Below are 15,516 nucleotides of genomic sequence, written 5' to 3'. Positions count from 1 at the left end.
CCACGCCTGATCGACCGAACGACCCCCGGCACCTGGTTGTCGGGGGTCGTTCGTATGCTCGGCGGATGACGAAGATCCAGTACTACGTCGCCTCCACCATCGACGGGTTCATCGCCGATGAGCACGACGACCTCGGGTGGCTGCTGCAGTTCGGCATGGAGGACTTCCAGGAGCACTACGACCGGTTCTTCGCCGACGTCGGCGCGCTCGTGCTCGGAGCGACGACCTACGAGTGGGTGCTCCGAGAGGGCGGCGGCTGGCCGTACGGAGCCCTGCCCACCTGGGTGCTCACCCATCGCGACCTGCCGGTGCCCGACGGCGCCGACATCCGATTCGCCGCCGGCGAGGTCGACGCGATCGCCGATGCCGCGGTGGAGGCGGCCGCCGGCCGGAACGTGTGGGTGATCGGCGGCGGTCCGGTGGCCGCGCAGTTCCTCGAGGCGGGCCGGCTCGACGAGCTGCTCATCGGGTACATGCCGGTCGCGCTCGGGAGCGGGCGACCGTTGCTTCCGGTGGGCACCGTGACCCGGCCGATGCGGCTGACCGGCGTCACTCGGATCGGCGACGCCGTCGAGCACGTCTACCGCATCGAGTGAGCGGGACCGCGCCGTTCACACCCGGGGCTGGGGCGCGGTGTCGCTCGGGAGCTCGATGCCCGCGTTGCGCGCGTGCGGGAGCTTGCTGCCGAGCACCATCGCCGTGACATCCCGGGCGATGTGCTGCGGCGTGAGGCCGACGCGCTCCAGGATGTCGCCCCGCGAGCCGTGGTCGAGGAACTCGTCGGGCAGGCCCACCTCGGTCACGGCCGTGTCGACGCCGGCCTCCCGCAGGTCCTGACGGATGCGGGTGCCGATGCCGCCGACCCGGATCCCGTCCTCGATGCTCACGACGATCCGATAGTCGGCGGCGAGCTCGACGACGCTCTGCGGAACCGGCACGACCCAACGCGGATCGACGACCGTGGCCCCGATGCCCTGCGCCTCGAGTCGCTGCGCGACCTCGAGTCCGACCCCGGCCATCGGGCCGACCGTGACGATGAGCACGTCGCGCCGCTCGGACTCGACCAGTACGTCCACGCCGTCGTCGGTGCGGCGGACGGCCTCGTACTCCGTGCCGACCGTGCCCTTGGGGAACCGCAGGACCGTCGGGCCGTCGTCGACCCGCACGGCCTCGCCGAGCTCCTCGGCCAGGCGCACGGAGTCGCGGGGCGCGGCGATGCGGATCCCGGGGACCACCTGGAGGATCGACAGGTCCCACACGCCGTGGTGGCTGGGGCCGTCGGGCCCGGTCACGCCGGCACGGTCGAGCACGAAGGTCACGCCGGCCTTGTGGAGGGCGACATCCATCAGCACCTGGTCGAAGGCGCGGTTGATGAAGGTCGCGTAGACCGCGACGACCGGGTGCAGGCCGCCGAAGGCGAGGCCGGCGGCCGAGGTGGCCGCGTGCTGCTCGGCGATGCCGACATCGAAGACGCGGGCGGGGAAGCGCTCAGCCATCCGGTGGAGTCCGGTCGGACGGAGCATCGCCGCGGTGATGCCGACGAGCCGCTCGTCGCGCTCGGCGAGGCTCACGAGCTCATCCGCGAATACGCCGGTCCACGAGGGCGCCGACGCCTTCTCGATCGACTCGCCCGTCTCGGGGTCGATCTGGCCGACGGCGTGGAACTGGTCGGCGACGTCGCGACGCGCCGGCTCGTAACCGCGGCCCTTGTCGGTGATGGTGTGCACGATCACGGGGGCGCCGTACGACTTCGCCTGCCGGAGCGCCTCCTCCACCGCGCGTTCGTCGTGGCCGTCGATCGGTCCGATGTACTTGATGTCGAGGTTCGAGTAGAGCGCCTCGTTGCCGCTGAACCGGCTGAGGAAGCCGTGGAGTCCACCGCGCACGCCGCGGTAGAACGCGCGGCCGGGCGAGCCGAGCTTGTCGAACGCGCTGCGGCTGCGCAGGTGCAGCGTGCGGTACGACTGCTTGGTGCGCACCGAGTTGAGGAAGCGGGCCATGCCGCCGATGGTCGGCGCGTAGGACCGGCCGTTGTCGTTCACGACGACGACGAGGTTGCGCGTGTTGTCGTCGGAGATGTTGTTCAGCGCCTCCCACGTCATGCCGCCGGTCAGGGCGCCGTCGCCCACGACGGCGACCACGTGCCGGTCGCCCTGGCCGGTCATCTCGAACGCCTTGGAGATGCCGTCGGCCCAGGACAGCGAGCTCGACGCGTGCGAGCTCTCGACCACGTCGTGCTCGGACTCGGAGCGCTGCGGGTAGCCGGCGAGCCCCCCGGTCTGGCGGAGGCTGCTGAAGTCCTGACGGCCGGTGAGCAGCTTGTGCACGTAGGACTGGTGGCCCGTGTCGAAGATGATCGGGTCGCGGGGCGAGTCGAACACGCGATGGATGGCGATGGTGAGCTCGACCACGCCGAGATTGGGTCCGAGGTGACCGCCGGTCTTCGAGACGCTCGCGACGAGCACCTCGCGGATCTCGCGAGCGAGTTCCTCCAGCTGGTCGTGGGAGAGGGCGTCCAGGTCGCGGGGACCGCGGATCGTGTCGAGCAGCCTCATTCGTCGTGCCTCCGAAGACGTGGGCGTCGCCGCCCCGGCGGGGTTCGTAGAAGTCTACGCCGGGCGACCTGAGAGCCCGGGCAGAGAACGAGGGCGGCGAGCCGTGCTCGCCGCCCTCGTGGATCGCCGCGTCAGACGAGGCTGCGCAGCACGTACTGCAGGATGCCGCCGTTGCGGTAGTAGTCGGCCTCGCCCGGGGTGTCGATGCGGACGATCGCGTCGAACTCCACCGTCTGCTTGCCCTCCGGGGAGTGCTCGCTCGGCTCGGCGACGACGTGGACCGTCTTCGGGGTGACGCCCTCGTTCAGCTGCTCGAGCCCGGTGATGGTCACGACCTCGGTGCCGTCGAGTCCGAGGGAGTCGGCCGACTCCCCCGCCGGGAACTGCAGCGGCACGACGCCCATGCCGATGAGATTGGAGCGGTGGATGCGCTCGAAGCTCTCGGTGATGACCGCCTTCACGCCGAGCAGGCTCGTGCCCTTCGCCGCCCAGTCGCGGCTCGAGCCCGATCCGTACTCCTTGCCGCCGAAGATCACGAGCGGCGTGCCCTGCGCCTGGTAGTTCATCGACGCGTCGTAGATGAACGACTGGGGGCCGCCGGGCTGGGTGAAGTCGCGCGTGTAGCCGCCCTCGACGCCGTCGAGGAGCTGGTTCTTCAGGCGGATGTTCGCGAACGTGCCGCGGATCATCACCTCGTGGTTGCCGCGACGCGACCCGTAGGAGTTGAAGTCCTTCCGGTCCACGCCGTGCTCGGTGAGGTAGCGCCCGGCGGGGCTGTCGGCCTTGATCGAGCCGGCCGGCGAGATGTGGTCGGTGGTGACCGAGTCGCCGAGCTTCGCGAGCACGCGCGCGCCGCTGATGTCGGTGACCGGCGTGGTCTCGAGCGTCATGCCCTCGAAGTACGGGGGCTTGCGCACGTAGGTCGACTCCGAGTCCCACTCGAAGGTCGCACCGGTCGGGGTCGGCAGGTTGCGCCACCGCTCGTCGCCCTCGAAGACGCTCGCGTACTGGCGCGTGAACATCTCCTCGTTGATCGACTCGTCGATCGTCTTCTGGACCTCGGCGGCGTCGGGCCAGATGTCCTTCAGGTAGACGTCGTTGCCGTCCGAGTCCTGCCCGAGCGGGTCGGTCTCGAAGTCGAAGTTCATCGACCCGGCGAGCGAGTACGCGATGACGAGCGGCGGGCTCGCGAGGTAGTTCATCTTCACGTCGGGGTTGATGCGACCCTCGAAGTTGCGGTTGCCCGAGAGCACCGCGGTGACCGCGAGGTCGTTCTGCTGCACCGCAGCCGAGACCTCCTCGATCAGCGGGCCGGAGTTGCCGATGCAGGTGGTGCAGCCGTAGCCGACCGTGTAGAAGCCGAGGTCCTCGAGGTCCTTGGTCAGGCCGGCCTTCTCGTAGTACTCGGTGACGACCTTCGAGCCCGGCGCGAGCGTGGTCTTCACCCACGGCTTGGCCTTCAGGCCCTTCTGCACCGCATTGCGCGCGAGCAGGCCCGCGGCGAGCATGACCGAGGGGTTGGACGTGTTGGTGCACGAGGTGATCGCCGCGATCGTCACGGCGCCGTGGTCGAGCGTGTAGCTCGCGCCATCCGGCGTCTGCACCGAGGTCGGCTTGGAGACCGTCTTCGGCGCGTGCGAACGGTGCGTGTGCACGTGCTGGTTGTGCTCGTCCTCCGGGGTGTTGCTCGGCGGGTCGGACGCCGGGAACGACTCGGCGACCTCGAGGTCGACCAGGTCGTGCTCGACGTCGGCGTAGTTCGTGAGGTCCTCCTCGAACTGCGCCTTCGCCGACGAGAGGACGATGCGGTCCTGCGGACGCTTCGGGCCGGCGATCGACGGCACGACCGTGGCCAGGTCGAGCTCGAGGTACTCCGAGAACTCGGGCTCCGTGTCGGCGTCGTGCCAGAGCTTCTGGGCCTTCGCGTACGCCTCGACGAGGGCGATCTGCTCGTCGCTGCGGCCGGTGAGGCGCAGGTAGTCGACGGTGACCTCGTCGATGGGGAACATCGCCGCGGTCGAGCCGAACTCGGGGCTCATGTTGCCGATGGTCGCGCGGTTGGCCAGCGGCACGGATGCCACGCCGGAGCCGTAGAACTCGACGAACTTGCCGACCACGCCGTGCTTGCGCAGCATGTCGGTGATCGTGAGCACGACGTCGGTCGCGGTCACGCCCGTGGGGATCTCACCGGAGAGCTTGAAGCCGACCACCTTGGGGATGAGCATCGACACGGGCTGGCCCAGCATGGCCGCCTCGGCCTCGATGCCGCCGACGCCCCAGCCGAGGACGCCGAGGCCGTTCACCATGGTGGTGTGCGAGTCGGTGCCGACGCAGGTGTCGGGGTAGGCGCGGGTGACGCCGTCGACGTCGCGGTGGTAGATGACCTTCGCGAGGTGCTCGATGTTGACCTGGTGCACGATGCCGGTACCGGGCGGCACGACCTTGAAGTCGTCGAAGGCCGTCTGGCCCCAGCGGAGGAACTGGTACCGCTCGCCGTTGCGCTCGTACTCGATCTCGACGTTGCGCTCGAGGGCGTTCTCGGTGCCGAACAGGTCGGCGATGACCGAGTGGTCGATGACCATCTCGGCCGGCGAGAGCGGGTTGATCTTGTTCGGGTCGCCGCCGAGGGCGACCACGGCCTCGCGCATGGTGGCGAGGTCGACGATGCAGGGCACGCCGGTGAAGTCCTGCATCACCACGCGGGCCGGGGTGAACTGGATCTCGGTGTCGGGCTCGGCGGTCGGGACCCAGGACCCCAGCGCCTGGATCTGCTCCTTGGTGACGTTCGCGCCGTCCTCGGTGCGGAGCAGGTTCTCGAGCAGGACCTTCAGGCTGAAGGGGAGCTTCTCGTGACCGGGGACCGTGTCGATCCGGTAGATCTCGTACGCCTGGTCGCCGACCTGGAGCGTGTCCTTCGCCCCGAAACTGTTCACTGCAGACACGGTGTCCTCTCCTTCGCGGATGCCGCCCGCGCGGCGGCGCATGGCGGTGCTCGTCATGATCCGTTGCCCCGCCCCAAGCAAGGCTAGTGCAGCGCCCCGCCTGCCGACAGGCTCACTCCGGCATCCGGAAATTATCTTGATGTCGAGATAACTCTATCACTCCGCGGGCGCGGTCCGCGCCGGGTACACCGCCCGGACGACCAGCCACGAGAAGACGAGCAGCAGCGCGTACAGCGGCACGCCCATGAGCAGCCGGGTGGCGCCGAGCGCCTCGACGTTGCCGGCGTAGTAGAACGGGACCTGCACCACGAGGCGCGCGACGAACATGCCGAGCCACACGACGGTCAGCAGCTGCATGGCGCGATAGGTCCGCCGCCGCCGGCGCCACGCCGTGCCGTCGCCCATGAGGAAGCCGACCACGAGTCCCACGAGCGGCCAGCGCACGAGCAGCGAGACCAGGATCGCCACCGCGTAGGCGGCGTTCGTGTAGAAGCCGATGACGTAGTTGTCCTCGGCGCGCCCGGTCCAGAGCGCCAGCGCAGCGGATGCCGCGACGCCGATCAGGCCGGCGATGGCCTGCGTGGGCTGCGTCCGGGCCACGAGCCGCGCGACCGTGAAGACGACGGCGAGGCCGAGCGACGCCACGAGCGCCCACACGAGCTCGCGCGTGAAGGTGTAGGTGACGAGGAAGACCAGGCCGGGCAGGATCGCCTCGGCGAGGCCGCGCACGCCGCCGAGCGCGCCGATCAGGTCGGCCGGGGTCAGCTTCTCGTCGCGCGCGATCCGGCCCAGGCCTGATCGTTCGGCCGCGGCCGCGAACTGACGCGCGAGGTCGTCGGCCGGGGCGCCCTCGCGCGCGGCCGGCGCGGGACCGCCCCCGTCGGCGGGAGCGGACTCGCGCTCGGGCGGGTTCGCGTCCGGATCGTGCGAGGTCACGCGCCGGGACCGCCCGACGACGGCGCGGGCATGCGCAGCGGGATGAGGTCGCGCGGGGGCATCGGCGTGTCGCCGCGGACGACGACGATCGAGCGGAAGAGATCCTCGACCTTCGCCGCCGCCGCCGGATCGGTGGCCGCCTCGCCGGCGATCACGCCGCGGAGGAACCAACGCGGGCCGTCGACGCCGATGAAGCGCGCGAGCCGCATCTGGCCGGCCTGTCCGTCGGCCGTCGTGACTGGGATCTGCGCGAGGAGCTCGGGACCGAACGATCCCTCGCGGACCGTGGTCGTGCCGCCCTGCCGGGCGATCTGCTCGGCGATCTGGTCGCGGATCTCATGCCAGAGCCCGCTCGACCGCGGTGCCGCGAACGGCTGGACCTGGAGGGTCGAATTGGCGTAGTCGAGGCCGACCGCGACCACGCGCTTGCTGCCCTCCTCGACCTCGAGCCGGAGGTGCAGGCCCTCGCGGGGCAGCACCTTGACGCCGCCGAGGTCGACGTACGGGCGGACCGGATTGGCCTCCGACTCGTCGAGGGGGCCGTTCGCGGCCCGATCGGCGGGGGCCGACTTGGGCTGGTCGACCGGGAAGTCGTCGATGTTCTCGATGTCGCTCACGCGTGTGCTCCTGACTGGTTCGCCCCGAATCCGGTGGACCCGAATCCCCCCTCGCCGCGGAGGCTGCCGGGCAGCTTCTCGACCTCCACGAACCGCGCCCGGCTGACGGGCATCACCACGAGCTGGGCGATGCGGTCGCCCGGCTCGATGCGGTACGCCTCGCGGGCGTCGGTGTTCAACAGTGCGACCTTGATCTCGCCCCGGTATCCGGCGTCGACGGTCCCGGGCGCGTTCACGATCGTGATGCCGTGCTTGAAGGCCAGGCCCGAACGGGGCACCACGAACGCGACGTAGCCGTCGGGCAGCGCGATCGCCACTCCGGTGCCGACCGTCGCGCGCTCCCCCGGTTCGAGCACCACCGCCTCGGCGGCGTGGAGGTCGGCTCCCGCATCGCCCGGGTGGGCGTAGGCGGGGACGCGGTCGGCCGTGATCAGCACATCGACGGAATCGGTCACCGTTCGAGGGTAGTGCAGAAGTCTGGTCTGATAGATCCATGCCCGAGTACCGCGAACGGCTGTGGCCGACGCCCTGGATCTACCTCATCAGCCTCCTGCTCATCCCCTCGAGCATCCTCGTGCTCGCGCCGGTGTCGGTGCCCGCGGGCGTGGTCACGGGCCTGCTGATGTACGCGGCGGTGGCCGGGTCGCTGACCCTCACGGCGCCGGTGGTCGAGGTGTCCGGCGGCGAGTTCCGCGCCGGTCGTGCGCGCGTCCCGATCGAGGACGTCGGCACCGCGGTCCCGGCGGTCGGCGAGGACGCCCGGGTCGAACGCGGCACCGGCCTCGACGCGCGCGCCCACCTCGTCATCCGCGGTTGGATCCGCGACGTGGTCCGGGTACCGATCACGGATGCCGCGGACCCGGCGCCGTACTGGCTCGTCTCGACGCGGCACCCGAACGAACTGGCCGCCGCGATCAACGGATCGCGGCGGCCAGGAGTCGGTGAGGAGCGGGCCTAGGCGGCGCACTCCTGGCAGATCGGCCCGAGCTTGGTCTCGTGGTCCATCTGCGAGCGGTGCTTGACCAGGAAGCAGTTCACGCACGTGAACTCGTCGGCCTGCGGCGGCAGCACGACCACGTCCAGCTCGACGTCGGACAGGTCGGCGCCCGCGAGGTCGAAGCTGCCGGGGTTGTCGGCGTCCTCGACGTCGACGGCGCTCGACATCTTGTCGGGCACGCGCTCCTTGAGGGCCTCGATCGACTCGGAGTCGTCTTCGGTCTTCCGTGGCGCGTCGTAGTCCGTTGCCATTCCCATCCTTTTTTCCGGTGCCGAGGGTTCGGCCGCCATAGTCTGCATCAATTCGATGCCGTTGGCAAACCCTCCCGGAGTCGCGTTCGCCCCGGTTGCAGGCACAACTCGCGGCGCGCCCGCCGTATTCCCGGGCGCCGGGCCGAGGCGTGGCATCCTTGGGCGGAGACGAAGGCACGGAAAGGCTTCTCGCGATGCAGGAACTGAAGGTGATCGGTGTCGAAGACGGCGCCCTCGTCGCAGCCTCAGAAGACGGGGCGCGATTCCGGATCGAGGTCGACGAGGTGCTCCAGTCGCGCATCCGTCAGGCCATCCCCGAGGCCCACACGGGCCCGAAGCTGTCGCCCCGCGAAGTCCAGGCGCACATCCGCTCGGGCCTCTCCGCCGAGGAGGTCGCGGAACTCACCGGCGCCTCGGTCGACTACATCCGCCGGTTCGAGGGCCCGGTGATCGCCGAGCGCGAGCACATGGTGACCTCCGCGCTGGCCGTCCCGATCCACGTCCCCGGCGAGGCCGAGGCCGATGAGCTGGCATCCTTCGGCAGCATGGTGCGCGAGCGCCTCGCCGGCCTCGGTGCGCACGGCGAGCGCTGGGCGAGCTGGAAGGACGAGGAGCACGGCTGGATGGTGAAGCTCGAGTTCACCGCCGATGGCATCGACCACGACGCCCGCTGGTCGTTCGAGCCGCGAAAGCAGGCACTGCACCCGCAGAACGCGGACGCCGCGACGCTGTCCAAGCATGGCGAGGTCCGTGGCGGGATGATCCCGCGCCTGCGGGCGGTCTCGGCCGACGACGAGTCGTCGCGATTCGACAGCGGCGCGTTCACGTTCGAATCGTCGGACACCGCCGACGACGACACCGCGCCGCAGCCCGAGGTCGCCGTCCAGCGCCAGCCGGCGGGGTCCTCCAGCGCGGTCGCGAGGGCGGCGATCAAGCGCGCCGACGAGCCCGCTCCCCCGACCGGCGAGACCGCGGACCTGCTCGAGGCCCTCCGGCGCCGGCGCGGGGAACGCGAGTCCCTCTCCGGCGCGACCGAGCGGATGCCGCAGCCGGCGCCCTTCGCTCCGACCGTGACGGTCACGGCGCAGCCCGACCCGCCCTCGACCCAGGCACCGATTGCTCCCGAGGTGGCCCCGGCGGAGACGGACGCCTCGCACGACGACGAGAGTCGAGCGGGCGCGGCCGCGCGCGCCCTGTGGGGCGGCAAGGCGTCGTCGGCTCCTCGCGCCAAGAAGGGTCGCGCGTCGATGCCCAGCTGGGATGAGATCGTCTTCGGCGCCCGGACGGACGACGACCTGGCCTGACCGGAACGCCGACCGGTCGACCTCGGTCGACCGGTGCCGTCGTGCCCGAACGCTGCTAGGATTCGAACACAGTTTCGAATGACGGCGGAGGGCGCCATGCGACGCACGGTCGAACCGGCGGAGGTCTGGACGGGGCCATCGGGCGCGCCCGAGCGGCTGGTGTGGCGGGCACGCCGGTACCGCGTGAGCGACACGCCCACCCCCCTGGTGGGTCCGGCCGACTGGTGGCATCCGTTCGACGGCCACGACGTCGCCCCCGGCCGCGCGCCGCTCGCGATCACCGGGTGGCGGTTCCAGGCGAGCGCCGACGACGGCGAGACCCACGTCTTCGACGTCGGCCACGACGGTCGCCACTGGCAGGTGTTCCGCGTCTTCGACTGACGGCGGCCGCCGGTGGCGGCGCGCCGGCTGCCGAGGCTAGGCCGACTTCTCGGCGCGGCGCGGCTTCGAGGGAACGATCGTCGGCGCGGCGTTGTCGATGACCGTCTCCTTCGTGACGACCACTCGCGCGACCCCGGTGGTCGAGGGCACCTCGAACATGATGGGCCCCAGCACCTCCTCCATGATCGCGCGGAGTCCACGGGCGCCGGTCTGGCGGAGCACGGCGAGGTCGGCGATCGCCTCGAGCGCGGCGTGCTCGAACTCGAGCTGGACCCCGTCGAGTTCGAACATGCGCTGGTACTGGCGCACGAGGGCGTTCTTGGGTTCGGTGAGGATCTCCATGAGCGCCGTGCGGTCGAGCGGCGTCACCGTGGCGACCACGGGGAGACGGCCGATGAACTCCGGGATCAGGCCGAACTTGTGCAGGTCCTCCGGGAGCACCTCGCTGAACAGCTCGGCCTCATCCTGCTTGGAGTGCAGCGGGGCGCCGAAGCCGATGCCGCGCTTGCCGGCCCGCGACGAGATGATGTCCTCGAGTCCGGCGAACGCGCCGGCGACGATGAACAGCACGTTCGTCGTGTCGATCTGGATGAACTCCTGGTGCGGGTGCTTGCGCCCGCCCTGCGGCGGCACGGATGCCACGGTGCCCTCGAGGATCTTCAGCAGCGCCTGCTGCACGCCCTCGCCCGACACGTCGCGCGTGATGGACGGGTTCTCGGCCTTCCGCGCGATCTTGTCGACCTCGTCGATGTAGATGATGCCCGTCTCGGCCCGCTTGACGTCGTAGTCCGCGGCCTGGATGAGCTTCAGGAGGATGTTCTCGACGTCTTCGCCGACGTAGCCGGCCTCGGTCAGCGCCGTCGCATCCGCGACCGCGAAGGGGACGTTCAGCTGCTTGGCCAGGGTCTGCGCGAGGTACGTCTTGCCGCAGCCGGTCGGGCCGATGAGCAGGATGTTGGACTTCGCGATCTCGACGTCGTCGTGCGCCCGGTCGGCGGAGGCGATCGCCGCCTTGGCCCGAACGCGCTTGTAGTGGTTGTACACCGCCACCGCGAGCGCACGCTTCGCGGCCTCCTGGCCGATGACGTACTCCTCGAGGAAGGCGAAGATCTCCTTCGGCTTGGGCAGTTCGAACTCGCCCGACTCCGCCTCGCCCGCCTCGGCGAGCCGCTCCTCGATGATCTCGTTGCAGAGCTCGACGCATTCGTCGCAGATGTACACGCCGGGACCGGCGATCAATTGCTGCACCTGCTTCTGGCTCTTTCCGCAGAAGGAGCACTTCAGCAGGTCAGCACTCTCCCCGATCCGTGCCATCGTTTCCTCCCTCGAAACGCGTCTGCTCCGAGCCTAGCCCGACGGAAGCCGGGCGGGGCCGATCCGCCACGGTTTGGCGGAAACGTGACGAACGAGGGGCGGATGCGGCATCCGCACCCGCCCCTCGGACGTCGTCGATCAGCGCGCGAGCGCCGGCAGCGTCTTGCGCGACGTGAGCACCTGGTCGATGAGGCCGTACTCCTGGGCCTCGGCCGCGGACAGGATCTTGTCGCGGTCGATGTCGGCGTTCACCTGCTCCATGGTGCGGTTGGAGTGCTTCGACAGCGTCTCCTCCAGCCAGGTGCGCATGCGCAGGATCTCGGCCGCCTGGATCTCGATGTCGGACGCCTGGCCGTGGCCGGCCTCGCCCATCGCCGGCTGGTGGATCAGGACGCGCGCGTTCGGCAGTGCGAGGCGTCGGCCCGGGGTGCCGGCCGCGGCGATCACGGCCGCGGCCGAGGCGGCCTGGCCGAGCACCACCGTCTGGATCTGCGGACGGATGTACTGCATCGTGTCGTAGATCGCGGTCATCGCCGTGAACGAGCCGCCGGGCGAGTTGATGTACATCATGATGTCGCGGTCCGGGTCCATCGACTCGAGCACGAGCAGCTGCGCCATGATGTCGTCGGCCGACGCGTCGTCGACCTGGACGCCGAGGAAGATGATGCGGTCCTCGAAGAGCTTCGCGTACGGGTCCTGTCGCTTGTAGCCGTAGGCGGTGCGCTCCTCGAAGCTCGGCAGGATGTAGCGCGAGCCGGGGGCCTGGACGCCGCTGAACGCGGTGCCGCCGAAAGCGGGGATGTTCATTCGCTGTTCTCTCTTCCTCAGGCCTTGGTGTCCTCGAAGCCGGGCTGCGTGCCGCCGCCGCCCGAGACGTCGAGCGCGGACTCGCGGATGTGGTCGACGAAGCCGTACTCGAGGGCCTCCTGCGCGTTGAACCACCGGTCCCGGTCGCCGTCGCGGTTGATCTGCTCGACCGACTTGCCGGTCTGCGCGGCGGTGATCTCGGCGAGGCGCTTCTTCATGTCGAGGATGAGCTGCGCCTGCGTCTGGATGTCGCTCGCGGTGCCGCCGAAGCCGCCGTGCGGCTGGTGCAGCAGCACGCGCGCGTTCGGCGTGATGTACCGCTTGCCCTTGGTGCCCGCGGTGAGCAGGAGCTGCCCCATCGAGGCCGCCATGCCGATGCCGACCGTGACGATGTCGTTCGGGACGAACTGCATCGTGTCGTAGATGGCCATGCCCGCCGTGATCGACCCGCCGGGCGAGTTGATGTAGAGGTAGATGTCCTTGTTCGGATCCTCTGCGGCGAGGAGCAGCAGCTTCGCGGCGATCTCGTTCGCGTTGTCGTCGCGCACCTCCGAGCCGAGCCAGATGATGCGGTCCTTCAGCAGTCGATCGAACACACTGGGCTGCAGTGTCGGTTCGGCCATGGATTTCGCTCCGTTTCGTTCGTGCGTTGTCTCGAATCTATCCGGTGCAACACGCGCGAACCGGGCTGTTCGCCGTCGGCGGATGCCGCGTCGCGACGACGGGCATCACGGCGTCGTGGTGTCGTCCTCCGGTGCGGGCGCGAGGAGTTCGCGCGCGTACGCGTCGACCGCGCGGCGGTACTGCGTGAGGTGCGGGGCGAGGGCGATGAGGGCGACGGATGCCGCGGCATCCGTTCGACCCGACGACGCGAGCGCGAGCGCGCGGAACGCCTCGACCGCGTCGGCGAGGTCGCCCGCATCGTCGCGGACGCCGTCGAGGAGCACCAGCGCCTCCTCCGGACGTCCGAGGTTGCGGACGGTCGACGCGAGCTGGATGTGCGCCTCGACGCGAGCCCGACCCGACAGTCCGAGTTCGAGGGCCCGGCGGTAGCGCGGTTCCGCCTCCGCCTCGAGCCTCGCCGAGTCGCGTGCGCCCGCGGCCTCGAAGGGACCGCGGGGGTCGTCCGCCGGGAGTTCGGCCACGAGCAGGTCGATGCGCTCGATCACGGCCCGATCGCCGAGGTCGGACGCCGCCGCCCACACGGCATCGACCCGACGCTGCCAGTCGTCCATGCTCCTCTTCCTCCTCCGGAGACGACGGACGGGGCCGGGCATGGGTGCCCGGCCCCGTCGCGTGCTCGCTCGGGTCGTCGCCGACTACTCGGCGTCGGCCTGCTTCGCAGTGCGCTTGCGCGCCGGCTTCTTCTCGGCGTCGGCCTCCTCGGTGGACGCCTCGTCGGCCTCGGCGGCCTTCTTGCTGGAGCGCTTCTTGGCGGGCTTCGCCTCCTCGGCGGGCGCCTCCTCGGCGGGCGCCTCCTCGGCGGGCGCCTCCGACGCGGCCTCGTCGCCCTCGGCCTCGTTCTCGTCGACCACGGCGGTGAACTCGGAGAGGTCGACCGCGTTGCCGGCGGCATCCTTCACCGTGACCTTGCCGAGCGCGATGGCGAGCGCCTTGTTGCGGGCGACCTCGCCGACCATGGCGGGGATCTGACCGTTCTGGCTGAGGATCTGGACGAACTCGTTCGGGTCCATGCCGTACTGCGCGGCGCCCTGCACGAGGTACTGGGTGAGCTCCTCCTGGCTGACCTGGACCTTCTCCTGCTCGGCGATCGCGTCGAGGACGATCTGGGTCTTGAACGCCTTCGTGCTGGACTCGGTGACCTCGGCGCGGTGCTCGTCGTCCTCGAGGCGACCCTCGGACTCGAGGTGGCGGTGCACCTCGTCCTCGATGACGCTGTCGGCGACGGGCACGTCGACCAGCTCGAGGAGCTTGTCGACGAGGAGGTCGCGGGCCTGGCTGCCCTGCCCGAACGACTTGTTCTTCGCGACCTGCTCCTTGAGGCTCGCGGTGAGCTCGTCGAGCGTGTCGAACTCGCTGGCGATCTGCGCGAAGTCGTCGTCGGCCTCGGGGAGCTCGCGCTCCTTGACGGCCGTGACGCTCACGGTGATCTCGGCGGTCTCGCCCTGGTGGTCGCCGCCGAGCAGCTTCGACTCGAACGTCGTGGTCTCGCCCGCGGTGAGCGAGTCGAGCGCCTCGTCGATGCCCTCGAGCAGCTCGCCCGAGCCGAGCTCGTACGAGACGCCGCTGGCGGTGTCGACCTCGGTGCCGTCGATCGTCGCGACCAGGTCGAGCGTGACGAAGTCGCCGGTCTTCGCCGGGCGGTCGACGGTGATGAGGGTGCCGAAGCGGCTGCGGAGACGCTCGAGCTCCTCGGTGACCTCGTCGTCGCCGACCTCGACCGAGTCGACGGTCAGCTCGAGGCCCTGGTAGTCGGGCAGTTCGATCTCGGGACGGACGTCGACCTCGATCGCGAGCAGCAGGTCGCCGGAGAAGTCCTTCTCGTTCGGCCACTCGACGATGTCGGCCGAGGGGCGGCCGAGGGGGCGGAGCTCGTGCTCGTTCACCGCGGCGCGGTAGAAGCCGTCGAGGCCCTCGTTGACCGCGTGCTCGAGCACGGCGGCCTTGCCGACCCGCTGGTCGATGATGGGCGGCGGCACCTTGCCCTTGCGGAAGCCGGGCACGGCGATCTGCTCGGCGATGTGCTCGTAGGCGTGGGCGATGCTGGGCTTCAGCTCCTCGGGCGTCACCGAGATGGTGAGCTTGGCGCGCGTCGGGCTCAGCTTCTCAACCGAAGTGGTCGGCATGGGGAAGATTCTCCTGTTTGGTGGAAGTTCGTGTCGAGCCGGTGCGACTCGTCGGGGCGACAGGATTCGAACCTGCGACCTCCCGCTCCCAAAGCGGGCGCTCTAGCCAAGCTGAGCTACGCCCCGAGCCGTCGGCTTGACTCGTCGTCCGCCCGGGTCGGCATGCCGGAGCACGTCGAAGTGGGGATGGACGCCGGAAAGTCTACTGCACGAGGCGCCGCCCGCCCTGACGACGACTCCTCCGGCGGCGCCCTGTGGACAACGGACTCGGTGTGGACACCGACGACGGAGGTGGGCCGGCGTGCCAGAGTGAGCGCATGCCCCATCAGACGCATCCCGCGGCGTCCGACGTGCGACGCTGGCCGAGCGCCCCCGCCATGCTCGTCGACACCACCCGCTGCCCCGCCTGCTTCTCGCAGCTGTTCCGGAACGTGTGCGACACGTGCGGCCTGCGGCTCGACGTCCCGCTCGCCGCCGAGGCGCTCGCGGCAGGCGCCCGCGTGCGGGACGCCGAGGCGGAGCGGCAGGTCGTCCTCAGCCGGATGCGCGCGCAGCAGGCCGCCGCCGCCGCGCGGCCCGTGCCGCCTCCCCCGCCCGCCATGGCG

At 70.3% G+C, this 15,516-nt stretch carries 16 protein-coding genes and 1 tRNA gene; 5 read left to right on the top strand and 12 right to left on the bottom strand.

What is annotated here, in order from left to right; all coding sequences use genetic code 11:
- The first annotated feature begins 65 nt into the window (after positions 1 to 65).
- The gene (locus tag AVP42_RS06215) at positions 66 to 596 is read left to right on the top strand and encodes a dihydrofolate reductase family protein (protein WP_067947185.1); all 531 of its coding nucleotides are present in this window, start codon (positions 66 to 68) and stop codon (positions 594 to 596) included.
- A gap of 15 nt (positions 597 to 611) precedes the next feature.
- Here the strand turns inward: AVP42_RS06215 and dxs are convergent, their stop codons facing one another.
- From dxs to dut, 5 genes are all read right to left on the bottom strand, one after another.
- Positions 612 to 2,555 carry a 1-deoxy-D-xylulose-5-phosphate synthase gene (gene dxs / locus AVP42_RS06210; RefSeq protein ID WP_067947183.1) on the bottom strand — a complete coding sequence of 648 codons (1,944 nt, stop codon included), beginning with the start codon at positions 2,553 to 2,555 and terminating at the stop codon, positions 612 to 614.
- 131 nt (positions 2,556 to 2,686) lie between these two features.
- Positions 2,687 to 5,497, bottom strand: coding sequence for an aconitate hydratase AcnA (gene acnA, locus AVP42_RS06205; RefSeq protein ID WP_067947404.1), 2,811 nt, complete (start codon positions 5,495 to 5,497; stop codon positions 2,687 to 2,689).
- Between the two features lie 156 nt (positions 5,498 to 5,653).
- Entirely contained in the window at positions 5,654 to 6,433 is a 780-nt protein-coding gene (locus tag AVP42_RS06200) for a DUF3159 domain-containing protein (RefSeq protein WP_067947181.1), read from the bottom strand.
- Entirely contained in the window at positions 6,430 to 7,050 is a 621-nt protein-coding gene (locus tag AVP42_RS06195; protein ID WP_067947179.1) for a DUF3710 domain-containing protein, read from the bottom strand. The genes AVP42_RS06200 and AVP42_RS06195 overlap by 4 nt, the downstream gene beginning before the upstream one ends.
- Positions 7,047 to 7,505 carry a dUTP diphosphatase gene (dut, locus tag AVP42_RS06190; RefSeq protein ID WP_067947177.1) on the bottom strand — a complete coding sequence of 153 codons (459 nt, stop codon included), beginning with the start codon at positions 7,503 to 7,505 and terminating at the stop codon, positions 7,047 to 7,049. The genes AVP42_RS06195 and dut overlap by 4 nt, the downstream gene beginning before the upstream one ends.
- A 38-nt stretch (positions 7,506 to 7,543) precedes the next feature.
- Here dut and AVP42_RS06185 point away from each other — a divergent pair, with 38 nt between their 5' ends.
- The gene (locus AVP42_RS06185; protein ID WP_067947175.1) at positions 7,544 to 8,008 is read left to right on the top strand and encodes a DUF3093 domain-containing protein; all 465 of its coding nucleotides are present in this window, start codon (positions 7,544 to 7,546) and stop codon (positions 8,006 to 8,008) included.
- Here AVP42_RS06185 and AVP42_RS06180 read toward each other — a convergent pair.
- Complete coding sequence (locus AVP42_RS06180; protein ID WP_067947173.1) at positions 8,005 to 8,298, bottom strand: DUF4193 domain-containing protein; 294 nt, start codon at positions 8,296 to 8,298, stop codon at positions 8,005 to 8,007. The two genes, AVP42_RS06185 and AVP42_RS06180, sit on opposite strands and share 4 nt — an antisense overlap.
- Before the next feature lie 194 nt (positions 8,299 to 8,492).
- Here AVP42_RS06180 and sepH point away from each other — a divergent pair, with 194 nt between their 5' ends.
- Together sepH and AVP42_RS06170 are read left to right on the top strand one after the other, a co-directional pair.
- Positions 8,493 to 9,602, top strand: a complete 1,110-nt coding sequence (sepH, locus tag AVP42_RS06175; RefSeq protein WP_067947171.1) for a septation protein SepH — start codon at positions 8,493 to 8,495, stop codon at positions 9,600 to 9,602.
- A 96-nt stretch (positions 9,603 to 9,698) separates the two neighbouring features.
- Positions 9,699 to 9,983: a hypothetical protein gene (locus tag AVP42_RS06170; RefSeq protein ID WP_067947401.1), complete on the top strand. Its 285-nt coding sequence runs from the start codon at positions 9,699 to 9,701 to the stop codon at positions 9,981 to 9,983.
- Positions 9,984 to 10,019: 36 nt separating this feature from the next.
- Here the strand turns inward: AVP42_RS06170 and clpX are convergent, their stop codons facing one another.
- The 6 genes from clpX to AVP42_RS06140 all read right to left on the bottom strand — a co-directional run bounded on the left by clpX (position 10,020) and on the right by AVP42_RS06140 (position 15,037).
- On the bottom strand, positions 10,020 to 11,297 hold the full coding sequence (gene clpX / locus AVP42_RS06165; protein WP_067947170.1) for an ATP-dependent Clp protease ATP-binding subunit ClpX: 1,278 nt from the start codon (positions 11,295 to 11,297) through the stop codon (positions 10,020 to 10,022).
- A gap of 138 nt (positions 11,298 to 11,435) precedes the next feature.
- Entirely contained in the window at positions 11,436 to 12,104 is a 669-nt protein-coding gene (locus AVP42_RS06160) for an ATP-dependent Clp protease proteolytic subunit (protein WP_067947168.1), read from the bottom strand.
- Between the two features lie 17 nt (positions 12,105 to 12,121).
- Positions 12,122 to 12,727, bottom strand: coding sequence for an ATP-dependent Clp protease proteolytic subunit (locus AVP42_RS06155; RefSeq protein WP_067947166.1), 606 nt, complete (start codon positions 12,725 to 12,727; stop codon positions 12,122 to 12,124).
- Between the two features lie 105 nt (positions 12,728 to 12,832).
- Complete coding sequence (locus tag AVP42_RS06150) at positions 12,833 to 13,339, bottom strand: tetratricopeptide repeat protein (protein ID WP_067947164.1); 507 nt, start codon at positions 13,337 to 13,339, stop codon at positions 12,833 to 12,835.
- Positions 13,340 to 13,423: 84 nt separating this feature from the next.
- Positions 13,424 to 14,911 (bottom strand): trigger factor, encoded by a 1,488-nt coding sequence (gene tig, locus AVP42_RS06145; protein WP_067947162.1) that lies wholly within the window; start codon positions 14,909 to 14,911, stop codon positions 13,424 to 13,426.
- Positions 14,912 to 14,962: 51 nt separating this feature from the next.
- Positions 14,963 to 15,037: transfer RNA gene (locus AVP42_RS06140), tRNA-Pro, on the bottom strand.
- Between the two features lie 191 nt (positions 15,038 to 15,228).
- On the opposite strand from AVP42_RS06140, the gene AVP42_RS06135 reads away from it, so the two are divergent.
- A partial coding sequence (locus AVP42_RS06135; RefSeq protein ID WP_197466972.1) for a hypothetical protein occupies positions 15,229 to 15,516 on the top strand: 288 nt, incomplete at its 3' end.

This window comes from Agromyces sp. NDB4Y10 (assembly GCF_001620055.1).
In the GTDB taxonomy this organism is placed as follows: Bacteria; Actinomycetota; Actinomycetes; order Actinomycetales; family Microbacteriaceae; genus Agromyces; species Agromyces indicus.
The sequence above is the reverse complement of the archived record's forward strand: the minus strand, read 5'-3'. Positions and strand labels throughout refer to the sequence as shown.

Excerpts from the sequence above, each read along its gene's own strand:
- AVP42_RS06215 (WP_067947185.1), top strand. The coding sequence starts at position 66 with ATGACGAAGATCCAGTACTACGTCGCCTCCACCATCGACGGGTTCATC.
- dxs (WP_067947183.1), bottom strand. The coding sequence starts at position 2,555 with ATGAGGCTGCTCGACACGATCCGCGGTCCCCGCGACCTGGACGCCCTC.
- AVP42_RS06185 (WP_067947175.1), top strand. The coding sequence starts at position 7,544 with ATGCCCGAGTACCGCGAACGGCTGTGGCCGACGCCCTGGATCTACCTC.
- AVP42_RS06180 (WP_067947173.1), bottom strand. The coding sequence starts at position 8,298 with ATGGCAACGGACTACGACGCGCCACGGAAGACCGAAGACGACTCCGAG.
- sepH (WP_067947171.1), top strand. The coding sequence starts at position 8,493 with ATGCAGGAACTGAAGGTGATCGGTGTCGAAGACGGCGCCCTCGTCGCA.
- AVP42_RS06170 (WP_067947401.1), top strand. The coding sequence starts at position 9,699 with ATGCGACGCACGGTCGAACCGGCGGAGGTCTGGACGGGGCCATCGGGC.
- clpX (WP_067947170.1), bottom strand. The coding sequence starts at position 11,297 with ATGGCACGGATCGGGGAGAGTGCTGACCTGCTGAAGTGCTCCTTCTGC.
- AVP42_RS06160 (WP_067947168.1), bottom strand. The coding sequence starts at position 12,104 with ATGAACATCCCCGCTTTCGGCGGCACCGCGTTCAGCGGCGTCCAGGCC.
- AVP42_RS06155 (WP_067947166.1), bottom strand. The coding sequence starts at position 12,727 with ATGGCCGAACCGACACTGCAGCCCAGTGTGTTCGATCGACTGCTGAAG.
- AVP42_RS06150 (WP_067947164.1), bottom strand. The coding sequence starts at position 13,339 with ATGGACGACTGGCAGCGTCGGGTCGATGCCGTGTGGGCGGCGGCGTCC.
- tig (WP_067947162.1), bottom strand. The coding sequence starts at position 14,911 with ATGCCGACCACTTCGGTTGAGAAGCTGAGCCCGACGCGCGCCAAGCTC.